This window comes from Streptomyces luteosporeus (assembly GCF_039532865.1).
Taxonomy (GTDB): domain Bacteria; phylum Actinomycetota; class Actinomycetes; order Streptomycetales; family Streptomycetaceae; genus Streptomyces; species Streptomyces luteosporeus.
Genome location: NZ_BAAASL010000009.1, coordinates 179,507 through 197,168, shown reverse-complemented (window position 1 = coordinate 197,168; position 17,662 = coordinate 179,507). Strand labels below are relative to the sequence as shown.

At 74.3% G+C, this 17,662-nt stretch carries 13 protein-coding genes; 8 read left to right on the top strand and 5 right to left on the bottom strand.

Annotated elements, in window-relative coordinates; all coding sequences use genetic code 11:
- The first annotated feature begins 42 nt into the window (after positions 1-42).
- From ABD361_RS14310 to ABD361_RS14295, 4 genes are all read left to right on the top strand, one after another.
- The gene (locus ABD361_RS14310; RefSeq protein ID WP_344435532.1) at positions 43-969 is read left to right on the top strand and encodes a VOC family protein; all 927 of its coding nucleotides are present in this window, start codon (positions 43-45) and stop codon (positions 967-969) included.
- Positions 970-1,064: 95 nt separating this feature from the next.
- Positions 1,065-1,712, top strand: a complete 648-nt coding sequence (locus ABD361_RS14305) for a response regulator (RefSeq protein WP_344435681.1) — start codon at positions 1,065-1,067, stop codon at positions 1,710-1,712.
- Between the two features lie 12 nt (positions 1,713-1,724).
- Positions 1,725-3,761 (top strand): GAF domain-containing sensor histidine kinase, encoded by a 2,037-nt coding sequence (locus tag ABD361_RS14300; RefSeq protein WP_344435531.1) that lies wholly within the window; start codon positions 1,725-1,727, stop codon positions 3,759-3,761.
- 83 nt (positions 3,762-3,844) lie between these two features.
- On the top strand, positions 3,845-5,476 hold the full coding sequence (locus ABD361_RS14295) for a carboxylesterase/lipase family protein (RefSeq protein WP_344435530.1): 1,632 nt from the start codon (positions 3,845-3,847) through the stop codon (positions 5,474-5,476).
- A gap of 197 nt (positions 5,477-5,673) precedes the next feature.
- Here the strand turns inward: ABD361_RS14295 and ABD361_RS14290 are convergent, their stop codons facing one another.
- The gene (locus ABD361_RS14290) at positions 5,674-5,895 is read right to left on the bottom strand and encodes a hypothetical protein (protein ID WP_344435529.1); all 222 of its coding nucleotides are present in this window, start codon (positions 5,893-5,895) and stop codon (positions 5,674-5,676) included.
- Between the two features lie 13 nt (positions 5,896-5,908).
- Positions 5,909-7,216: a phosphatase PAP2 family protein gene (locus ABD361_RS14285; RefSeq protein ID WP_344435528.1), complete on the bottom strand. Its 1,308-nt coding sequence runs from the start codon at positions 7,214-7,216 to the stop codon at positions 5,909-5,911.
- A 218-nt stretch (positions 7,217-7,434) separates the two neighbouring features.
- On the opposite strand from ABD361_RS14285, the gene ABD361_RS14280 reads away from it, so the two are divergent.
- Entirely contained in the window at positions 7,435-9,027 is a 1,593-nt protein-coding gene (locus ABD361_RS14280) for a serine/threonine-protein kinase (protein WP_344435527.1), read from the top strand.
- Positions 9,024-10,583, top strand: coding sequence for a serine/threonine-protein kinase (locus tag ABD361_RS14275; protein WP_344435526.1), 1,560 nt, complete (start codon positions 9,024-9,026; stop codon positions 10,581-10,583). Before ABD361_RS14280 ends, ABD361_RS14275 begins: the two co-directional genes overlap by 4 nt.
- 13 nt (positions 10,584-10,596) lie before the next feature.
- On the opposite strand, the gene ABD361_RS14270 is transcribed toward ABD361_RS14275, so the two are convergent.
- The 3 genes from ABD361_RS14270 to ABD361_RS14260 form a co-directional block, all read right to left on the bottom strand.
- The gene (locus ABD361_RS14270; RefSeq protein WP_344435680.1) at positions 10,597-11,592 is read right to left on the bottom strand and encodes a PP2C family protein-serine/threonine phosphatase; all 996 of its coding nucleotides are present in this window, start codon (positions 11,590-11,592) and stop codon (positions 10,597-10,599) included.
- A gap of 255 nt (positions 11,593-11,847) precedes the next feature.
- Complete coding sequence (locus ABD361_RS14265; protein WP_344435524.1) at positions 11,848-13,569, bottom strand: acyl-CoA dehydrogenase family protein; 1,722 nt, start codon at positions 13,567-13,569, stop codon at positions 11,848-11,850.
- Positions 13,570-13,655: 86 nt separating this feature from the next.
- Complete coding sequence (locus tag ABD361_RS14260; RefSeq protein WP_344435523.1) at positions 13,656-14,234, bottom strand: PadR family transcriptional regulator; 579 nt, start codon at positions 14,232-14,234, stop codon at positions 13,656-13,658.
- 148 nt (positions 14,235-14,382) lie between these two features.
- Here ABD361_RS14260 and ABD361_RS14255 point away from each other — a divergent pair, with 148 nt between their 5' ends.
- Together ABD361_RS14255 and ABD361_RS14250 are read left to right on the top strand one after the other, a co-directional pair.
- Positions 14,383-14,694, top strand: coding sequence for a trypco2 family protein (locus ABD361_RS14255; RefSeq protein WP_344435521.1), 312 nt, complete (start codon positions 14,383-14,385; stop codon positions 14,692-14,694).
- Between the two features lie 4 nt (positions 14,695-14,698).
- Positions 14,699-17,626, top strand: a complete 2,928-nt coding sequence (locus tag ABD361_RS14250) for a hypothetical protein (protein ID WP_344435520.1) — start codon at positions 14,699-14,701, stop codon at positions 17,624-17,626.
- Positions 17,627-17,662 lie beyond the last annotated feature (36 nt).

The window sequence follows — 17,662 nt, the reverse complement described above, 5'->3', positions numbered from 1 at the left end:
CCGGGAGCCCGTTGTGAGAACCCCGCTCAAGAGGAGCCCGTCATGTCACTGCACCGCCTGTCCTCCGTCACCATCGGGGTCCCCGACCCCGCCGCAACGGCCCCCTACTACGCCGAACTCGGCCTGCGCCGGGAGGCCGACGGCTGGTTCGCCACCCGCGACGGCGGCCGCCAGCTGCGGATCGTGCCCGCCCCCACCCGCCGCCTGGTCGAGATGCGCGTCGGCGTCGACGACCCCGGCGACCTGGACGCGGCCGCCGCCCGGCTGGGCCGCATGGGCGTGGCCGCCGTGCGCGTGCCCGGCGAGCGGCTGACCGGCGCCGACCCGGCCACCCGGGCCCGCGCCGTGCTGCAGGGCGAGCCGCGCCCGGCGGTGCCGGCCGCGCCGCCCACCCCGTACAACGGTCCCGGGCGCGAGGAGCGCACCGCCGGCCGGGCCCCGGGCGTCCTGCGCGCGCACCCGGTCCGGCCCAGCAAGCTGGGCCACGCCGTGCTCGGCACCCCCGAGCCGCCGGTGACCGCGGCGTTCTTCGGCGACGGCCTCGGCTTCAAGGTCAGCGACTCCCTCGGCGACGCCGGGGCGTTCCTGCGCTGCTCGACCGACCACCACAACATCCTGGTGCTGGCGGCGCCGGTGCCCTTCCTGCACCACACCTCCTGGCAGGTCGACGACGTCGACGACATCGGGCGCGGCGCGATGGCCATGCTGGAGGGCCACCCGGAGCGGCACGTCTGGGGGTTCGGCCGCCACCACATCGGGTCCAACTTCTTCTGGTACCTCAAGGACCCGGCGGGCAACTTCACCGAGTACTACTCCGACATGGACTGCATCGTCGACGACCAGCTGTGGGATCCGGAGGTCTTCGACGTCAACGAGAGCTTCTTCAGCTGGGGGCAGCCGCCCCCGCCCTCGTGGATCGCGCCCGAGGACCTCGCGGCGCTGATGACGGGCACGCACACCGCCCGCTGACCGCGCGCGGCCGCCCGGGGCGAGCAACAAAACGAGAGATCGCCCCGGGCGGCCGCTAGCGTCGGTCTGTGAGACCGCAAGACGAGGACGCCGCCATGCCCCGTGTCCTGATCGTCGACGACCATCCGCTCTTCCGCGACGGCCTGCGCACGGCCCTGGAGGCCGCGGGCGGCGCCACCGTCGTCGCCGAGGCCGCCACCGCCGGCGAGGTGCTCGACGCCGTGGCCCGCGAGCGTCCCGACGTCGTCGTCATGGACCTGGCCCTGCCCGACGGCTCGGGCATCGACGTCACCCGGCGGCTGGCGCAGCGCCACCCCGGGCTGCCGGTGCTGATGCTGACCATGTCCGACGACGACGGCAGCCTGCTGGCGGCCCTGCAGGCCGGTGCCCGGGGCTACCTCGTCAAGGGCGCGGGCGCCGGCGAGGTGCTGCACGCGGTGCGCACGGTCGCCGCCGGCGGCGCGGTGTTCGGCCCGCGGACCGCGGCCCGGCTGACCGCGCTGCTGCAGGAGGGCCGGCGGCACGACGCCGAGCGGCTCTTCCCGGCGCTGACGGCGCGGGAGACCGAGGTGCTGCAGCTGATCGCCCGCGGGCTGGACAACCGGCACATCGCCCGGGAGCTGGTGCTGTCGGAGAAGACGGTCCGCAACCACGTCACGCACGTCTTCGACAAGCTCCAGGTGACCACCCGGGCCGAGGCCGTGGCCCGGGCACGGGACGCGGGCCTGGGGGACGAGGACTGACGGGGCCGCGCCATGGCCGGGAGCACAGCCGGGTACGGGGCCGGGCGCACCGGGCGCGCACTGACCTTCGGGGCGTACGGGCTGACCGTCGCCGCCGCGGTCCTCTGGGCCGCCCTGGCCCTTGCCCACCTCCACGACGCGCGGCTGGCCCCGTACATCGTGCAGCGGGGGCCGTCGGTGGTGGCCGCGACGGGCGTGGTCCTGCTGGGGTCGTTCATGGCGGCCCACCGCCCGCGCAGCGTGCTGGGCCCGCTGCTGATCGTGCCCGGGACCGCGAACGTCGTCTCGGACGCCGCGACGCTGGCCGCCTCGGTCGCCTCCGTCCCCCGGGCCGGCGGCGACGCGCTGGCCGCCTTCTCGGTGACCTCCTACGCCATGGCGGCCTTCACCTTCTACGTGCTGCCGCTGTACCTGCCGAGCGGCGAGCTGCCCCGCCCGCGGATCTGGCGCCCGTACGTGGCGCTGCTGGCCGCCTGGAGCGTGGTGCACGCCTTCGCCGACCGGATCGCCGCGCGCACCTACACGCTGCCCGACCCCACGCTGGACGACGGCTGGGGGCGCCTGCGGTCGTTCCTGACCGACCACGTGCCCGTCGTGCTGCCCATGACGGGCATTCTGCTGACGAGCCTGACCGTGATGGCCGTGCGGTGGTGGCGGGAACCGGACCCGCGCCAGATCGTGCCCATCGTGCCGTACCTGCTGTGGCTGGTGATCGTCTACGTCAACCACATCGTGCCGCTGAAGGGGGCGCTGTGGTCCCTGGCGTACACGGTGGCGGCCCTGTGGCCGTTCTGCGCGGTGTACGCCATCCGCCGCGACCGTTCGCGGCCGCTGGACCGCGCCACCCGCAAGGCGCTCGCCTCGTTGCTGCTGACCGCCGGCCTGGTCACGGTGTTCACCGGCGTCTCCCTGCTGGCGCTGCACGCGGTGCCGGGCAGGGCGGGCACGGGCACCCTGGCGGCGGAGGCCGTCGGGCTGGGCCTGGGGGTGCTGCTGTACCCGTGCGCCCGCCTGGCCCTGCGGGCGGTGGACCGCATCTACTACGGCGACCGCGCCCGTCCGTACCAGGTGGTGCGGGAGCTGTCCCTGCGGCTGAGCGGTGCGGCCGCGCCCGCGCAGGCGCCGCGGCTGCTGTGCGACACGGTGGTGACGACCCTGCACCTGCCGGGCGCCGCGGTGGTGGTCGACACCCGTGGCGGGCCGCGCACCCTGGCCACGGCCGGTGCGCCGGTGCCCGGGTCGGACGGCTTCCCGCTGACGTTCGAGGGCAGTGTCATCGGCCGCCTGCACGTCGCGCCGCGCGCCGGGGAGCGGGCCCTGGACCCGCAGGACCGGGAGGTGCTCCGCTCGCTCGCCGACCAGGCCTCGCCCGCCCTGGCTTCCTTGCGGCTGTACGAGGACCTGCGGGCCGCCCGCGAGCGCATGGTCCTCGCCCGCGAGGAGGCGCGCCGTGCCCTGCGCCGCGACCTGCACGACAGCCTGGGGCCGGCCCTGTCGGGGGCACGGCTGCAGGTGGACAGCGCGCGGTACGCGGTGCCGGAGGGCTCGGCGGCCGTACGCCCCCTGGAGAGCGCCTCGGAGGGCATCGGCGCGGCCATCGCCGAACTGCGCCGGATCTCCGCCGGCCTGGCCCCCGCCGCCCTGGACCGCGGCGGGCTGGGCGGGGCGCTGCGGCAGCTGGCGGACCGCTTCCGGCACCGGCTGGAGGTGGACGTGCGCTTCGCGCCCGACCCGCTGCCGGCCCTGCCGGCGGCCGTCGAGGTCGCCGTGTACCTCATCGGCGGCGAGGCGCTCAACAACGTCGTCCGGCACGCGGGGGCGCGGGCGGTCGTGCTGGCCGTGCGCGTGGTGCCCGACGAGGTCACGATCGAGGTGCGCGACGACGGGCGGGGGCCGCCGCAAAACCCGCCGCGCACGGGCGTCGGCATCGGCTCCCTGCAGGAGCGGGCCGCCGAGCTGGGCGGACGGTTCACGCTGGAGCCGGGCGAGGCGGGGGGTGCGGTGGCCCGCGCGACGTTCCCGCCGGTGGCCGGGCCGTTCCCGGGCTGACCGCGCACACCGGGTGCACGACCGTTCACCTGTACCCCACCCGGCAGGCGGGTTCCCCCGCCGCGCGCGGGTAGGCATCCGCCATGGCCACCCCGCGCCGGCTCCTGCTGCCCGTGCTCCTCGCCGTGCTCGCCCTCCTCGCCGGGGCCGTCCCGGCGCCCGCCGAGGACGCGGTCGTCACCACGGACCGGGGGCAGGTGCGCGGCACGGTCGGCGACCACGGCCGGGCCTTCCTGGGGATCCCGTTCGCCGCGCCGCCGGTGGGCGAGCGGCGGTGGCGGCCGCCGCAGCCGGCCGCCGCCTGGAGCGGCGTGCGGGACGCCACCCGCTTCGCCGGGGCGTGTGCCCAGCCGGCCCGCCCGGTGCTGGGCACCGAGGAGTCGGTCAACGAGGACTGCCTCTACCTGAACGTCTTCACCCCGCCCGCGGGCGGTGCCGGGCGGCCCGTGCTCGTGTGGTTCCACGGCGGGTCGTTCATCTCCGGGTCGGCGGCCCACTACGACGCCCGGCGCCTGGCCGTGACCGGCGACATGGTCGTCGTCACCGCCAACTACCGGCTGGGCGCCTTCGGCTTCCTGGCCCACCCGGGGCTCACCGCCGAGGACGCGGACGCTGGCTCCGGCAACTACGGCCTGCTGGACCAGCAGGCCGCGCTGCGGTGGGTGCGGGCCAACGCGGCCGCCTTCGGCGGCGACGCGGGCCGCGTCACCGCCGGCGGCCAGTCGTCGGGCGGCCTGAGCGTGTGCGGCCACCTCGTCTCGCCGCCGGCCCGCGGCCTGTTCACCCGCGCCCTCGTGCAGAGCGCGCCGTGCGGGGTGGCCTCCCGGCCGCTGGCCGAGGCGCAGAGCGCGGGCACCGGTTTCGCGACGGGGGCGGGCTGCCTGGGCACCGGTCCGGCCGTCGTGGCGTGCCTGCGGTCGAAGACCGCGGCCCAGCTGCTGAAGGTGCCGACCACCGGCGCCGCGCCCTGGTGGCCGGTCTCCGGCACGCCCGTGCTGCCCGAGTCGCCGGGCGAGGCCGTCGCGGCGGGCCGCCAGGCCCGGGTGCCGGTGCTCACCGGCAACACGCTCGACGAGGGCACCATCGGGTCGGTCCTGCTGGAGTCCACGGGCGTGCGTCTGAACGCCGTCACCTACCCGGTCGTGCTCACCACGCTGTTCAAGCTGGACGGCCCGCGGGTCGCGGCGCGCTATCCGGGCTCGCGCTACGGCGGCGACTACCGTCTGGCGTTCGGCGCGGCCTTCGGCGACTACCTGGTCGCCTGCCCCACCCGCCAGGCCGCCCGGGCGCTCGCCGCCGGGGCCCCCGGCGGTGTCTTCGGCTACGAGTTCGCCGACCGCTTTGCGCCCGACCTCTACCACGGCGACCCCGGCTTCCCGCTCGGCGCCTACCACGGGGCGGAGATCCCGTACCTGTTCGACTACCTGGCGGCGGACCCCGTCCGCCTGGACCCGGCGCAGACCCGGCTGGCGCAGGCCATGACGGCCTCCTGGGCCCGGTTCGTCGCCGGCCGGCCCCCGGCGGGCGACGCCTGGCCGCCGGTCGGGGCGGGGCCGTACCGGCCGATGTCCCTGGCCCCGGACGCGATCAGGCCGCGCACCGACTTCGAGGCGGGCCACCAGTGCGACTTCTGGGCGACCGTGCCGGGCCCGACGTCCCAGGGGCCGACGGCGACGGAGGTCCGCCTGCCGGGCCCTGTGCGCAGCGCCCCGTAGGGGCGCGGGGAACTGCGCGACGAGCCACCACGCGCCCGCAGACAGGGTGCCGCCCTTCGCCCGGGCCTGGGGGTGGCGCGTCGACTGCGGGCCGTCGGTGGCCGATCGCGCCCACGCGGCGGAGCCGCAGATCGACACCGCCCCGCGCCCCCAGGGGGCGCCGTGGTGCCCCGCGACGAAGAACCGCCGGACAGGCCCTAGTCGCGGCGGTGGTCCCAGCCGAGGACGTTCCGCTCGGGCGGGGGCTTGTAGATTTCCCCCCGCGCCATTTCCCGGTCGTTCTCGGCCTTCGCCGCCCTCTCCTGCCGCTCGCGTTCCTCCGCGGTCGGCTCGTGGACGTCCCGGTGCCTTTTCTTCCACAGCCCGGCCATGACCGCTCCCGCCTCTCCTGCGGAGATCTCCTCTCCTTCCAGCGTCACACCGGGCCGTGGTTCACACCAGTTCGGGTTGCGGTTCGGGGTGCCGTACCGGTATGGCGGTCTGCGGTTCCCACTGCCTGGTGGTCCGTACGTAGCCGTAGATCACCGAGGCCATCGCGAGAAGGACGAGGGGACCGAACACCCACGGATTCCCGGCCATTTCCATCGGCAGGAAACGGAAGGCCAGCAGGAGCGCGGTGAAGACCGTCGCGCCGTAAACGGCGAGCCGTATTCCCGACCGGTCCCAGCCGCGTGCCTGCGAACGCAGTGCCACCTCGATCGTGAGCGTGAACACCACGCCGGTGACGATGTCCGTGCCGTAGTGGTAGCCGAATCCCAGCGTGGCGCCCAGCGTGGTGATCAACCAGAACGCGCCGAAGAAGCGCAGCAGCCGCGGGCCCTTGCGGGAATGAATGAAGATCGCGGTGGCCCATGCCGTGTGCAGGCTGGGCATGCAGTTGCGCGGCGTGAAGTCGTTGAACGGCATGAGGTGCGGCGTGCTGACCGGCGTCGCCGTGTCCGGCCACAGATTGGCCACGGCCCAGTGCCCGCCGTCGGCGCCGTAGGCGAAGATCGGCCCGACCACGGGGTAGATCATGTAAATAGCCGGGCCCAGCAGGCCGATCACCAGGAAGGTCCGCACCAGGTGATGGCTCGGGAAGCGGCGCTCGGCCGCCACGTTGCGCAACTGGTAGAACGAGACGAGGACCGCGGCCACCGCGAGCTGGATGTAGACGTAGTCCAGGAGATGCTCGCCGATCGGACCGGTGGCCCTGACGAACCGGCCCACGAACCACGACGGATTGCCCAACGCATGATCGGCAACCGCCACATACTGGTCGAGCACCATCGGACGCGTCTTCGAGGTGATCAGCAGCCACGTGTCACCGGTCTTACGACCGGTCACCAGCAGCAGACCCAGCCCGACACCCTTCAGCAGCAGCGCGCGCTCCCTGCCGGTGCGGCGCGTGACGGCGATGACCGCACACCCCAGCACCACCCACAACGCACCATTGCCGAACATCATCCTGGCGTCGAAGACCCACCGCACCAGAAAGAAGACGACGTCGATACCCACCGCGACACCGGCCGCGACGAACCGCTGCCGCCACGGCAGCACCACCATCATCAACGCCATACTTCCGTACAGCAGCGGCCCCGATTTCGGAGCGAATATCACCTCACGCGCCTGATTGGTGATCGGCCCCCGCATGCCGTAATGACGTGCGGCTATTTCCAGCGCGATGACGAATCCGAGGGCCACCACACTCACAGCGGCCCACAGAATTACGCGCGGCTGGCGCCAGGCGGCGGCCGTCATTCTGTTATTTATTCGCGATGATATGGATGTCAATTATTCGGCCGTTTGCTAGACGTTGGACAAATGGTTGTTCATCATGCTGGACAGCACGTTTCCGGCTGAGCACGGGCGATGAGGGTGATCACCGCGAGTCCGAACATGCTATCGGGGTGGGGGGCGACGGGGTTCGCGGGCTCTTCGTTAAGATCCATCGAGCTACGGGGGAGGGTGGATTCGGCATGGCGATGCGGGGAGCGTACGGGCCGGAGCACGTGGGGCCGTACCGGACGGTCGGGGTGCTCGGACAGGGCGGCATGGGGCAGGTCCTGCTGGGGGTCGCACCGGACGGGCGGCTCGTGGCCGTCAAGCGGGTGCACGCCGACCTGGCGGAGGATCCGGGGTTTCGTTCCCGGTTCCGGCGGGAGGTGGACGCCTCCCGGCGCGTGTCCGGCGCCTACACGGCGCCGGTCGTCGACGCCGACCCGGACGCGCCGACCCCCTGGCTCGCTTCCCGCTTCCTTGCGGGACCCACGCTGGGCGAGGCGGTGCTGGACGCCGGCGGGGCACTGCCGGAGGAAACGGTCCTGCTGATCGCCGCCGGGCTCGCCCTGGCCCTGGACGACATCCACCGGGCGGGGCTCGTGCACCGCGACCTCAAGCCTTCGAACGTGCTCCTGACGGAGGACGGCGTCCGGGTCGTCGACTTCGGCATCGCGCGTGCGGCCGACCACGACACGAAGCTGACCCGCACGGGCGCGCTGATCGGCTCGCCCGCGTTCATGTCGCCCGAGCAGGTCGGGGGCGAGCACCCCGGCCCGGCGAGCGACGTCTTCTCCCTCGGCGTCACGCTGGTTTCGGCCGCCACCGGTGGCAGCCCCTTCGCCGGCGACTCGCCGCTCGCCCTCATGCACGCCGTCGCCCACGACGTGCCCGACCTGGGCTCCGTATCACCGCGGCTGCGCCGGATCGTCGAGCCGTGCCTGGCCAAGGACCCCGCCGCCCGGCCGACCCCCGCACAGCTTCTGGACCTGATCGGCCCGCTCGTCCCCGCCGCGCGCCCGTGGCCTGCGGCGGTGTACGAGCGGATCGCCGACCGCCGGGCCTGGGCGGACCGGCTCGCGGCCACGGCCGGTCCCCCGGCCACGCCCACGACGACCGTGCCCACCGCGACCGCACCCGCCACGCCGGCGCCGCGCCGCCGCCCCCGGTGGCGGACTCCCGCGATCGCGGCGGGTGCGGTGCTCGCGACGGTGGCGGGCATCGTGCTGGCGCTCGGCCCGGCCGACCTGTACTACCAGGCCTTCCCCGAACCCGTGCCGACCCCGGGTTCGACGCCGCTCGCCCAGGTGCCGGACAAGTACACGAAGACGGTCCCGACCTGTGTGCAGAACCGCCGCAGCATCAAGGCCCCGGCAGGTTTCGGCGAGCCCTCGGGCAACTCCCCCGACAAGGTGTGGCAGCAGTCCGACGGCGACGGACACACGCACCCCTCGACGGCCTGCGTGTGGACCACCCACTCGGGTGACCAGATCTACCTCTCCTGGAACCTCTACCTCTCCCGCCCGGGCGGCCCCACCGGCGCCGAGCAGGCGAAGAAGCACTACGAGGGCTGGTACATGCGGACCTCGACGCCGCGCGACCCGGGCATCGGTGTCGTGGAGGAAGGCATGTGGCTGAAGAGCTCCGACGAGAACAACTGCGTGCTCTACGCCCGGGACGGCAACCTGACCCTCTTCGTCGCGGTCAAGGGCATCCACTACCCGAAGGGCGCGTGCGAGGACCTCACCAAGGACATGGCCCGCCAGGGCGTGGCGGCGGTGGCGGCCCTGTGAGCGCCTCGCAGCCGCTGCCGGAGAAGGCCGGACCGTACCTCCTGCTGACCGAGCTCGGCCGGGGCGGCATGGGCCGTGTCCTGCTCGGCCTCGCACCGGACGGCCGGCCGGCGGCGGTGAAGCTGGTGCACGCCCGGCACGCGGCCGACGACGGCTTCCGCTCCCGCTTCCGGCGCGAGGTGGAGGCCTCGCGGAAGGTGTCCGGCGCCTACACGGCCGCCGTCCTCGACGCCGACGCGGACGCCGAGCAGCCGTGGCTGGCCTCGGTGTTCGTGGCCGGACCCTCGCTGGGTGCGGCCGTCGAGCGCGCGGGCGCGCTGCCGCCCGACGCCCTGCACCGCCTGGCGGTGGGGCTGGCGACGGCCTTGGGCGAGATCCACCGGGCCGGTCTGGTCCACCGCGACCTCAAGCCCGAGAACGTCCTGCTCGCCGAGGACGGCGCCCGGGTCATCGACTTCGGCATCGCGCGTGCGGCCGAGGCGGGCGGCGGCACCGAGCTCACCGGCACCGGCTGGGTGGTCGGCTCGCCCCCGTACATGTCGCCCGAGCAGGCGCAGAGCCGGGAACTGACCGGGGCGAGCGACGTGTTCTCCCTGGGGGCGGTGCTCGTGCTGGCGGCGACCGGGCGCAGCCCGTTCGCCGGCCCGTCCGCCCTCCAGACGCTCTACAACGTCGTCCACACCGAACCCGACCTGAGCGGTGTACCGCACCCCCTGCACGGGATCGTCGCCCGCTGCCTGGCCAAGGACCCGGCCGCCCGGCCCACCCCGGCCGAACTGCTGGCCCTGCTGGGCCCGGTGGCGCCGGCGGCCCGGCCGTGGCCGCCGGCCGTGCACCGCATGGTCGACGAGCAGCGGGCCCGCGCCGAGGGCCTGCTGGTGGGCGACCCCGAGCGCACGGCCCTCCTGCACGGCACCGGCGCCCCGCCGACCGCGGTGCTCACCGCGCACCACTCCCCCGCGCCGCCGGCACGCCACCGGCGCGCCGTGACGTGGACGGCGGCGGGGGCGGTGCTCGCGGCGGGCCTCGGCGTGGGGGCGTACCTGCTGCAGCGCGACGACGACGGGAGCACCGGCCCGCCGGACAAGTACGTGACGATGCCGGTGTGCTCGCAGGCGGTGACCAGGCTTCCGCTGCGGGGGGAGCGGCGGAAGGACAAGGACCAGGAGCGCGAGAACACGGAAAGCTCGACGACCCAGTGTTACTGGTTCGACAAGGACCAGCCCCAGGCGGACGGCTGGAACTACTCCCCCAGCGCCGCCGTCACGTGGGAACTGCAGCGCTCGGACCAACGGAGGAACGGCACGCAAAAGCAGCGGCAGGACTTCGACGACAGCGCGAGGAGCGGTCGCCCGGCGACCGGCCTCGGCTTCGGTGACGCGGCGTACTGGACGGTCCACGAGAAGAGCTACGAGAAGGGCTGCCAGCTCAACGTGCGCGACGGCAACCTCGTGGTGCGGGTCTTCCTGGACGACACCCGGCACCCCTCCTGCGAGGCCGACGCCCGGGGCGTCGCGCAGGCCGCCCTGGCGGCCATGCCGCCGCGGGCGGGCTGAGCGCAGGACGTCGTCACCGCGCGCCGTCCGGCTCCTCCAGCGGTCCCGGCAGGCGCACGCCGAGCGCGGCGATGTCGTCGTCGAGGGCTCCGCCGCTGTAGCGCAGGAGGTCGCGGTGCAGGGCGTCGAGCAGCTGCCGGGGGTGGTCGGGGGACTGCCGGCTCATCCAGGCGGCCAGGGGGAAGAAGTCGCCGGTGCCGTTGCGGGCCTCGGTGACGCCGTCGGTGTACAGCAGCAGCAGGTCGCCGGGGGTGACGTCGAAGGTGTCGACGCTGTAGTGGTCGCCGATGAGGTCGGCGAGGTCGACCAGCGGCGAGGGTGCGCTGGGTTCGAGGACGAGCAGTTCCTTGCGCTTCAGCAGCAGGGGCGGGGGGTGCCCGCAGTTGAGGACGCGGACGCTGGTGCCCTCGTGGGGGATCTCGACGAGGAGGACGGTGGCGAAGCGCTCCATCATGTCGTCGGGCGGGAATGCGGCGCTGTAGCGGGTGCTGCTGGCCTCCAGGCGGCGCGCGATGGCGGCCAGGTCGGCCTCGTCGTAGGCGGCCTCCCGGAAGGAGTTGACGATCGCCGCGGCCGAGCCCACCGCCGGCAGTCCCTTGCCCCGCACGTCGCCGATGAGCAGCCGGACGCCGTGCCGGGACTCGACGACCTCGTAGAAGTCGCCTCCGATGCGGGCCTCGGCGGCGGCCGCGAGGTAGAGGGATTCGATGTCGATGCCGGCGCAGCGGCGCGGCATGGGGCTGAGGACGACCTGCTGGGCCGCGTCGGCGACGAGCCGGACCTGGAAGAGGGTGCGTTCCCGCCGGAGCCGCACGTGGCTTCCGTAGGCGGCCGCCACGGTGACGGCGACGATTCCGGCGGAGGTCCACCACGTGTTCAGGCCCGGGAAGACGAAGCCGAGGCCGATCATGAGGAAGAGGCAGACCGTGCCCAGCAGGACGGTGGGGAGCACGGGCCACATGGCGGCGGCGAAGGCGGGGGCGGCGGGGAGCAGGCGGCTGAAGGCCATGCTCGGCGGGGTGGCGTAGGCCAGGCCGGCGATGACGACGGTCAGGACGATGGGAGACAGCAGCGTGAGCCGCCTGCGGCCGGGGCGTCGACGGGACCGCGACCCTCCTGACTTGATCACGATTCATAGCATATCTACACACAGTGAACATAGCGCCCTGATGCCAGCGGTCGGTGGACATGCAGTGCGAACGGGTGACCGAACGAATGCCGGGGGAAGCCGTGCTTCCCCCGGCATGCGTCCGTTCCGGCGTGCTTACGGCGCCATCTCGTAGGCGCCCGCCAGCGCCTCGACGCGCTCCCAGACCCGTGCCGAGCGGGCCGCGTCGACCACGGGGCGGCGCACCGCGCCCAGGGCCCAGGTCTGCTGCTGCTCGGTGGCGGAGTCCTTGCCGTGCAGCTCGACGGCGTAGGCGGAGAAGTCACGGACGAGGACGGCGAACAGCTCGTCGAGCACGTCCTCCTCGGCGCCCGTCAGGGCGGCCTGCTCCAGGATCAGCTGGCCGTGCACGACCAGGGCGAAGAGCTGGCCGACGGCGAGCAGCAGGTCCAGGTCGCGGCTCTGCTCCTTGTCGGGGGCGGCGGTGGTGACGAAGGCGCACAGGGCGTCGGCCTGCTCGCGGAAGCGGGCGACGTTCGGCAGGTGCGCGTAGCCGTCGTAGGCGGTGCGCCAGTCGTGGAAGCGCACCGCGCCCAGGCCGCGGGCCGGTCCCTGGCGGAAGAGGAAGGCGTCGTCGGCCGCGTCGAGGCGGGTGGGGACGGGCGCGTACTGCGCCGGGTTCAGCAGGTGGTTGCCCATGAACTTGAGGATCAGGGCGAGGTTGACGTGGACCGTGCCCTCCAGCTTCGGCAGGCCGCGGATCTCGCTCGCGGCCTGGGCGAAGTAGGTGTCCTTCTCGAAGCCCTTGGCGGCGATCACGTCCCACATCAGGTCGATGACCTTCTCGCCCTCGGTCGTCACCTTCATCTTCGTCATGGGGTTGAAGAGCAGGTAGCGGCGGTCGTCGGGGCCGGCGGTGCGGAAGTAGTCGACGGCGCGGTCGCTGAAGAGCTTCATGCCGACGAGGCGGACGTACGCGTCGGTCAGCTCGCGGCGCACGTGCGGGAAGGCGGTGACGGGGCGGCCGTAGAGGATGCGGTTGTGGGCGTGGGTGACGGCCTCGTACATCGCGTGCTCGCAGATGCCGATGGAGGCGGTGCACAGGTTGAACTTGCCGACGTTGACGGTGTTCAGGGCGGCGTCGAAGGCGGCCTGACCGGTGTGCAGGACGTCCTCGGCGGCGACGGGGTAGTCCTCCAGGCGGAACTCGCTGACGTACTTCGAGGAGTCGACGACGTTCTTGACCAGGTGGTACGCCGCGTGGCGGCTGTCGGCGGCGAAGAAGACGTAGCCGTCGGGGCCCTCGACGTCGGTGCGGCGGCCGAAGACGGAGACCAGACCTGCGGCGTTGCCGTTGCCGATGTAGTACTTGGAGCCGGTGGCGCGGAAGCCGCCCTTGCCGTCGGGCTCCAGCAGCATGTCGGTGGAGTAGATGTCGGCGCCGTGGGTCTTCTCCGACAGGCCGAAGGCGAACACCTCGCCCTGATCGAGCAGTTCGGCGGCGCGGGTGCGGGCGGCGGCGTTGTCGCTCTGCCAGACCGGGCCCAGGCCGAGGATGGTGACCTGCCAGGCGTACCAGTAGTCGAGCCCGTAGAAGCCGAATATCTCGTTGAGGGCGGCGATGCGGGCGGTGTCCCAGCGCTTGTCCGCGTGGTCGCCGGCGGCCGCGGCGGGGGTGAGGAAGGTCGCGAACAGGCCCTCCTTGGCGGAGAAGGCGAGGAAGTCGGACAGCCAGGCGCGGGAGCGGTAGTCCTCGATCAGCTTGCGCTTGCCGCGCGTCTCGAACCAGTCGACGGTGGCGCGCAGCAGGCGGCGGGTCTCGGGGTCGAAGTGCGCCGGGTCGTAGGTGCGCGGGTTGAACAGGAGCTGGTCGGCCATGACTGGTCGCCTTTCCGGCTGGGGTCGGGGGTGGTGGACGGTGGTCGGGTGGCGCTGTCGGTGGGGGCGTCGGCGGGGCCCGTGCCTCAGGGGCCCGGGCGCTCGGCGGCCCGTGCCGCCTGGATGCGGCGGAGGGTGGCGAGCACGTCCTCCAGCCAGGCGAGCGTCATCCGCTCGTAGGCGATGCCGCCGCGCAGCACGACGTGCTGCAGCTCCTGCATGTCGTCCAGGTGCGCGGGGGCGTCGGGCCCGGTGAAGTCGCGCGACTCCCCTGCGAGGTAGTGCGCCAGGCGTTCGGAGTGCAGCTGGTGGTAGCGCTCGACCTGGCGCATCAGGGCGGACGGGTCGTCGAAGGCGGCGCCGCGGATCTTCACGGCGAGGTCGTGCCGGACGCTCTCGGGCTCGATCGGCTCGTGCAGCCATGCGGCGAGCGCGTCCCGCCCGGGGCCGGCCACCGCGTAGTGCTTCTTGTCCGGCCTGCCCTGCTGCGCCACCTCGCGCGCCTCGACCCAGCCGTCGCCCTCCATCCGCTTGAGGACGCGGTAGATCTGCTGGTGGGTCGCGGTCCAGAAGTAGCCGATGGAGCGGTCGAACCGCCGGGCCAGCTCATATCCGGAACCCGGCTTCTCCAGCAGGGAGACGAGGATCGCGTGCTCGAGCGCCATACGCCGGATCCTCTATGCAACTCGTTTCATAGGCAAGAGGGCCCCGGCGCGGTGAGACGCGGCTCACGCACGGACCGAATGCGCCGGCATCGGCTATCTTCGACGCCGATCGGATCAGCGGACCGGACCGAGCGGGGTGGGGCGGGGCATGTCGCAGGAACCTTGGGCGGAGTTGGGGGAAACCGTGGGCGCGATCCGCGCCCAGTTGCAGCAGGCCATGCAGGAGGGCCGGGACGAGCCGCTGAAGTTCAAGGTGGGCCCGGTGGAGCTGGAGATGACCGTGGCCGTGAAGAAGGAGGCCGGGGCGCGGACGAAGGTGTTCGTCCTGCCCTGGACCGGCGAGGCCGACGGCAGACGGACCGCGGAGCGCACCCACCGGATCACCTTCACGCTCCAGCCCGTCGACGCCGACGACGAGGACGCGAGGATATCCGGCACCGTGGACGGGCTGCCGGAGTAGACCGGTGGACCGGGCACGGGTCGTGGAGGTCTGGGCGCCGTCCGGGGACCGCCACCGCGTCGGCACCGGTTACCTGATCTCCTCCCGCCTGGTGCTCACCGCCCACCACGCGGTGGCGGACACCCCGGCCCCGGAGCAGGTCGGGGTCCGGCTCCTGGACCCCGCAGGCGGTACGACCTGGATGGCGGCCGAGCGGGTCTGGCCCGCCGGCCCCGTCGACCTCGTCGCGCACCCCGAGCAGGACGGCGCGCTGCTGCGGATCGTCGATCCCGCGTGGCGGCCCCCGCGCGTGGAGCCCGTACGGTTCGGCCGGATCGCCGGCGAGGCCCGCGTGCCGTGCCTGGGGCTGGGCTTCCCCGACGCCGCCACGGACCGCGCGAGGCCGAGGCGGCGCGACACCCTGGCGGTGCGCGGCCACGTGGATCCGTTGCACGCGCTCAAGTCCGGCATGGTCACCGTGCACGTGGACACGGGCATCGTCCCGCGGCGCGCGGCCGGTGGCGGCTCCCACTGGAGCGGCGCCTCGGGCACCGCCGTCTTCTGCGGTCCGCTGCTGGTGGCCGTCCTGGCCACGGACAGGAAGATCGCGGACACCGCGAACGTCCTGGACGCCGTCCCCGTCACCACGCTCCTCGCCTCACCGGGCTTCCGCCGGGTCCTGGAGGAGGAGGGCGTCCACTGCTTCGCCGAGGACGTCCCCGCGCCCGTGCCCATGCCGCTGAGCGGCGAAGAGGATGCCGAGCCCGCGTACTCGCCCCTCGCGATGGCCCCCGTCTCGCGGGCCCACCGGACGCGGACGGCCGCGGGGGCCGGTGCCGCGGCCGTCCTCGCGGCACTCGTCGTCCTCCTCGTCCTCCTCGCCCGCCAGCCGGACGCCGTCCGGCTGCCCGCCGCGGCGGCCGCCGGCGCCCTGGCGGCGTGGGCCGTCGTACGGGCGCGGCGGCCCCGGTGGCCCGGCGCGGCCAGGGCGGCCGCCCGGCAGGCCCTCGCCGAGACCGTCCGGCAGGCGGCGGGCGAGCGGCGCCGGCACCTGCTGGGCCGGGACACGGTGGCCATCAACGTCACCTTCACCACGCTGCCGGACGCCGGCCGCGGGCCCCGCTCCGCCCCGCCCGCGGGCGACTTCGAGGGCATCGCGCGCTACTTCGCCGCCCTGCGGCCGCAGCGGCTCGTCGTCACCGGTGGGCCCGGTGCGGGCAAGACGCTGCTCGCCAACGAGCTCGTCCACCGGCTGCTGGCGCAGGAGCGCTCCGAGGGCCCCGTGCCCGTACCGGCCGGCCTGGCCGGGTGGGACACCGCCACGCCGTTCGCCGACTGGTTCGGTGCCCTCCTGGCCCGCGAGTACCTGGGCGGCTCCGAGACGGCGGCCCGTGACCTGCTCGCCTTCGGTCGGATCCTGCCCGTGCTCGACGGGCTGGACGAGATGGACGAGGCCGGCACCGGCCGGCGCCACGCCGCGGCCGCGCTCGCGCAGCTCAACGAGTTCACGGGGCCGCTCGTCCTCACCTGCCGGGAGGAGGACTACGCCACCCTCGGCCGGGACGGCGCGCGGCTGCTCGACTGCGCCACGGTGCGCATCGACGCGGTCGGCGCGCCGGACCGCCGGCTCTACCTCGACCGGCGGGCCCACGACCGGTCCCGGCTCGCCGGTCTGGAGGCCGAGCTGTCCGAACCGGACACCGCGCTCGGCGCCCTGCTCGGCTCGCCCTGGATGCTCACCCTGGCGTCGATCACCTCCCAGTCCGACGAGGGGGCCCGCGTCCTGCGGTCCTTCATCGGCGTACCGGCCTCCGCGGCGCACGTGCGCCGGCTGCGCGACGTGCTGCTCGGCCGGCTCGTGCCGACCCTGTGCCGGCCGGACCCCGGGCACGGCCCCCAGCCCTACCCCGACGCGGAGGCTGTCACGCGCTGGTTGCGCCTGCTCGCCGCCCACCTGCACGGCGGTCCGGCCGGCCGGGACCTGGCCGTCCACCGCCTGTGGCCGGTGGCGGGCCCGCGGGCGGCCCGGTACGCCGCCGCCGCGATCACCCTGGCCTGCTGGCTGCCGGCGTTCGTCCTGCTCGCGCTGTGCCTGCGGCAGCGCGGGGGCTTCCCCTTCCCCGGTACTCTGCTGCTGCTCCTGCTCGTCCCCGCCCCGCTCGTGGCCGCGTGGGGCGCGCGGGCCCGTGCCATCCAGCCCCGGCGCGTCCTCCACCAGCGCCTGCGCAGCGCCCTGGGCTGGCAGCGGATCGGTCTCGGGGCCCTGCTCGGTTGTGTGCTGATGCCGCCGCTCGTCCCGCTGTTCGGCGCGGGGTACGCGGGCGCGGCGGCCACCGCCTTCGCGCTCGTCTTCGGCTTCGGGCTGGCCCTGTCGGTCCGGGCGGACATCGACCGCCGGTTCCTGGTGGCCGGCGCTCTGCCCGTCGCCCTCGGCCTGACGGTCGCCGCCGGCCGCCTCGCAGGCCCCCTCGGGGACTTCATCGGGGTGATCGCGGGCTGCGGCGGCGGGGCGCTGGCCCTCGCCGTGGGCGTCCCCCTGGGCCTGTGGGCCGCCCGCCGCGCCGACGGCGGCGCCCCCGACCCGGACCCGCCCGGCGCCCCCACCCCGCTCGCCCCCTTGCGGGGCGACGCGGCGGCCGGCCTGGTCGCCGGCACCCTCGTCACCGGCATCGCGCTGTACGCCACGCTGACCGTGCCCTGGCTCCGCGTCGGCTGGCCGCTGGCCGTGCCCACCTCCCTCGCCTGCGGCCTGGCGGCCGGCCCCGGCTTCGTCGCCGACGTCACCCGCCAGTACGCCGGAGTGGTCCTGGCCACCCGCGGCCGGCTCCCCTGGAACGTCGTGGGCTTCCTGCGCTGGTGCCACCGCGCGGGCCTGCTGCGCTCGGCCGGTACGGTCTACCAGTTCCGGCACGAGGACCTGCTGGCGTGGCTGCGCGAGCGCGAGCGCGCATGAGTGCGCGTACTCATGACAACCACCGTGACCCCGGGG